Annotated in this window: 3 protein-coding genes; 1 reads left to right on the forward strand and 2 read right to left on the reverse strand. The window is 70.6% G+C overall.

Features of this window, described 5'->3' with window-relative positions; genetic code table 11:
* The first annotated feature begins 174 nt into the window (after positions 1-174).
* Entirely contained in the window at positions 175-990 is an 816-nt protein-coding gene (locus E1286_RS46685; protein ID WP_165970248.1) for an SAM-dependent methyltransferase, read from the forward strand.
* Here the strand turns inward: E1286_RS46685 and E1286_RS46690 are convergent.
* Together E1286_RS46690 and E1286_RS46695 are read right to left on the reverse strand one after the other, a co-directional pair.
* Positions 965-1891 carry a putative sugar O-methyltransferase gene (locus tag E1286_RS46690; RefSeq protein ID WP_132623778.1) on the reverse strand — a complete coding sequence of 309 codons (927 nt, stop codon included), beginning with the start codon at positions 1889-1891 and terminating at the stop codon, positions 965-967. The two genes, E1286_RS46685 and E1286_RS46690, sit on opposite strands and share 26 nt — an antisense overlap.
* Before the next feature lie 108 nt (positions 1892-1999).
* Positions 2000-3079 carry a LuxR family transcriptional regulator gene (locus E1286_RS46695; protein WP_165970249.1) on the reverse strand — a complete coding sequence of 360 codons (1080 nt, stop codon included), beginning with the start codon at positions 3077-3079 and terminating at the stop codon, positions 2000-2002.
* Positions 3080-3155: the final 76 nt, after the last annotated feature.

The following is a 3155-nucleotide window of genomic DNA, read 5'->3' on the forward strand; positions in this document are numbered from 1 at the left end:
CCCCTAATCGCCCCCTAACACCCCCCTAAATCACCCGTCCGGCCATGTCCGAGATGCCGGTGAGCGGTTACCTTGATGAGGCTGGAGGTGTATATCTGCAGCGATTTTCTGTTATTCGATTTCATTCACGTCGAGATGCTTTTACACGTGAATGTGCAATGGGAGGAAATGACGATGACCGCTGAGCCGACCTCCGCCGATGTGGGCGCCTACTACGACCGGGTCTCGGACATGTTCGCCGCGGCGATGGGCGGCAATGTGCATGTGGGCTATTGGCACGACGAGAGCGACGACAGCTCCATCGAGGTGGCCACCGACCGCCTGACCGACATGGTGGGCGAGCGACTGGCGCTCTCCCAGGGGCAGCACGTCCTGGACGTCGGATGCGGCAACGGCAAGCCGGCCCACCGGATCGCGACCAGGAACGGCGTCCACGTCACCGGGATCACGATCAGCGAGCACCAGCTCCGGCAGGCGCTGGAGCGCGTGAAGGATGCTCCGGACCTGCTTCGCTTCGAGCTCGCCGACGCGCTGCGGCTGCCGTTCGGCGACGGCTCCTTCGACGGCGTCTTCGCCATCGAATCGCTGGGGCACATCGCCGACAAGATCACCGCGCTCGGCGAGATGGGGCGGATCGTGCGGCCAGGCGGGCGCCTGGTCTTCGCCGACCTCACCGGCGTGCTCGGCGAGGACGGCCAGGCCGGTAAGGAGACCGAGGCGTCCGCTCAGATGTTGATGGTGGCCGGGCTGCCGACGGCCGACCAATACCGCGAGCTCATCCAGGCGGCGGGCTTCGACGTGCTGGAGGTCGTCGACATCGGGGAGAACACCCGCAAGACGTATGACCATGTCGCGGACGTCCTGAAGGCCACGGCCGCCGACTTCAAGGCCGAGGGGCAGGACGTCCCCGACGACGCGGAGCTGGAGGAGCTCTCCGACTCCGACGAGATGACCTACGTCCTCATCACGGCCGTCCGCCGCGCGGAGTGAGTCCGTCGTTGCGGTACAGGGCCTGCCAGTAGAAGCTCCACGGTGGGGCCCAGGCGTTCGCGACGTCCCGCCAGCCGGCCCCCGGCCGGTACGCGGCGACGAACGCGGGCGCCGCGGCCCGCACCGCCTCGCTGTCGTGCACGTCCAGCACCTGCTGCATCAACCCGGTCTCCATGGCGTGCCGGACGGCCTCGGCGCCCTCCGCGTGCCCGTCCAGGCTCGAGTCCAGGTACTTGCCGACCGGGTTCTTGACGTAGAACCAGGCGCTTCCGCGGTCGATGAGGGACAGGTAGCCGCGCACGGTCTCCGGGTTCATCTCGGCGAAGGAGTCGATGTTGAGGCACAGGTCGATCCGCAGTGGCCCGGCCACGGCGTCCACGTCGCCGATCTCGACAAAGGTGATCTTGTCGTACCGTTCGCGGTCCAGGACGGTGCGCAGGTACTCCCGGCTGAGCCGCAGCGTGCTCCTCAGGTCCACGATGTGGTACGAGGCGATGTCGTAATTCGACAGCAGCATGTGACAGGTCCGCCCGTACCCGGCGCCGATCTCCATCACCCTGCCGCCCCGCAGGTCCACCCGGTCCTCCAGGAACCCCGCCTCCAGCGTGGCCTGCAGGTAGTCCATGCAGACGTGCCGCCCTTCGTAACGCACCTGGATGGGATCGCCGTAGTCGCGGTTGCGGGTGGCCCCCAGCCTCTCCCAGTCCCGCGGAGTCAGCGTCGTGCACAGGTTGTAGGCGAGCGTCTTGAGAAACCGGACGCCGTTCGTCTCCGGGTTCCACAGGGAGATCTTGTGGTTGGGCCGGCCGCTCTTGAAGGTGGCCAGGTCGATCTCCGCCTCCTCGAGCCACTCCCTGCTGATGCGATCCCACTGGCGGCTGGGCTGGTAGCCGGTGCTCATGTCGTCTCCTCACTACGTGGGGCGGGGCCTGAGGCCGGGCCTCGAACGGGCCTCGGGAGGGCCTCGGTCAGGGCTCGGTCAGGGCTCGGTCAGGGCTCGGGCCGGGCATCAGACGGGGTCGGTCAGGCTCACCGGCACCTTCGCCGGCAGGTCGGTCCGCCGGTTGATGCGGAGCTTGCCGTAGATGCGGGTCAGGTGCTGCTCGACCGTGCTCTCGGTGATGTGCAGGTTGCGGCCGATCTCCCGATTCGTCAGACCACGGGTGGCGAGCACCGCCACTTTCCGCTCGGCCGGGCTGAGCGCCTCCAGGGACGCCGGCCGTTCGGGCGGCCGCCGCGTCAGCCGGTCCCGCAGCGGGACCGCGCCGCACTCGCCGGCCAGGCTGATCGCGTGCCGCGCCAGCATGCCCGCCCGCTCGCCCTGCCCGGCCGCCTCCCCGGCGCGCGCCAGCTCGCCGTAGGTCAGCGCCAGCTCGTACCGGTCGCCGCACGCCTGGAACAGCTCGGCCGCCTCGCGCAGTAAGCTCAGCCGCTCCCGGATCGGGGCGGCCGCGGCGAGCACGCGCAGGCAGGCGCCTCGGACGCGCGGCTGATCGCCGCCGGGCAGCTCCAGCTGCTCGCGGGCAAGCTCGCACGCCGCGTCCAGGCCGCCCGTCCGCGCGTGGACCTGAGCCAGCTCGACCCGCCAGGGCACCACCTCGGGGTGGTCGAGTCCCCAGGCGATGGCCAGCCGCCCCGCGGCCGCGAAGTCGTCGAGCGCGGCGTGCGGCCGGTCGGCCGCGGCGTGGTGCCGGCCGCGCGCGTGCAGCACCTCCAGCCAGTACGCGGTGCTCCGGACGGCGTCGGGCAGCACGCGGCGCAGCACCGAGGCGGCCTCGGCCGGCTCTCCCATCCCGGTGGCGGCCAGGACGAGCTTGGCCAGCGGCGAGCCGACGGCCACGCCCCAGCCGTCGCCGGGCAGCGCCGCCAACGCCGCGCGGGCGTGCCGGGCGGCGGCCGGGAGGTCACCGCGGGCCAGCGCGATGCCCGCCTTGGCGTCCAGCAGGACGGCACGCCAGGTGGGCCCCGCCTCGGGGAGCAGCGCCTCGCACCAGTGGCCGGCGCGGTCGAGCCGCCCTGCCTGGACGAGCGTCTGGATGGCCGTGATCACCGCCTCGGGCGTGGTGCTGCCGAGCCGGTAGGTCTGCAACGTATGCTCCGCGCCGGTCGCCAGGCCCTGTCTCTTATACACAACTGACGCTGCCGACGATCGCATAAGTGTAGAT

Source organism: Nonomuraea terrae (assembly GCF_004348995.1).
In the GTDB taxonomy this organism is placed as follows: Bacteria; Actinomycetota; Actinomycetes; order Streptosporangiales; family Streptosporangiaceae; genus Nonomuraea; species Nonomuraea terrae.

Bases quoted from the DNA above. Each gene is read 5' to 3' on its own strand.
- E1286_RS46685 (WP_165970248.1), top strand. From the start codon at position 175: ATGACCGCTGAGCCGACCTCCGCCGATGTGGGCGCCTACTACGACCGG.
- E1286_RS46690 (WP_132623778.1), bottom strand. From the start codon at position 1,891: ATGAGCACCGGCTACCAGCCCAGCCGCCAGTGGGATCGCATCAGCAGG.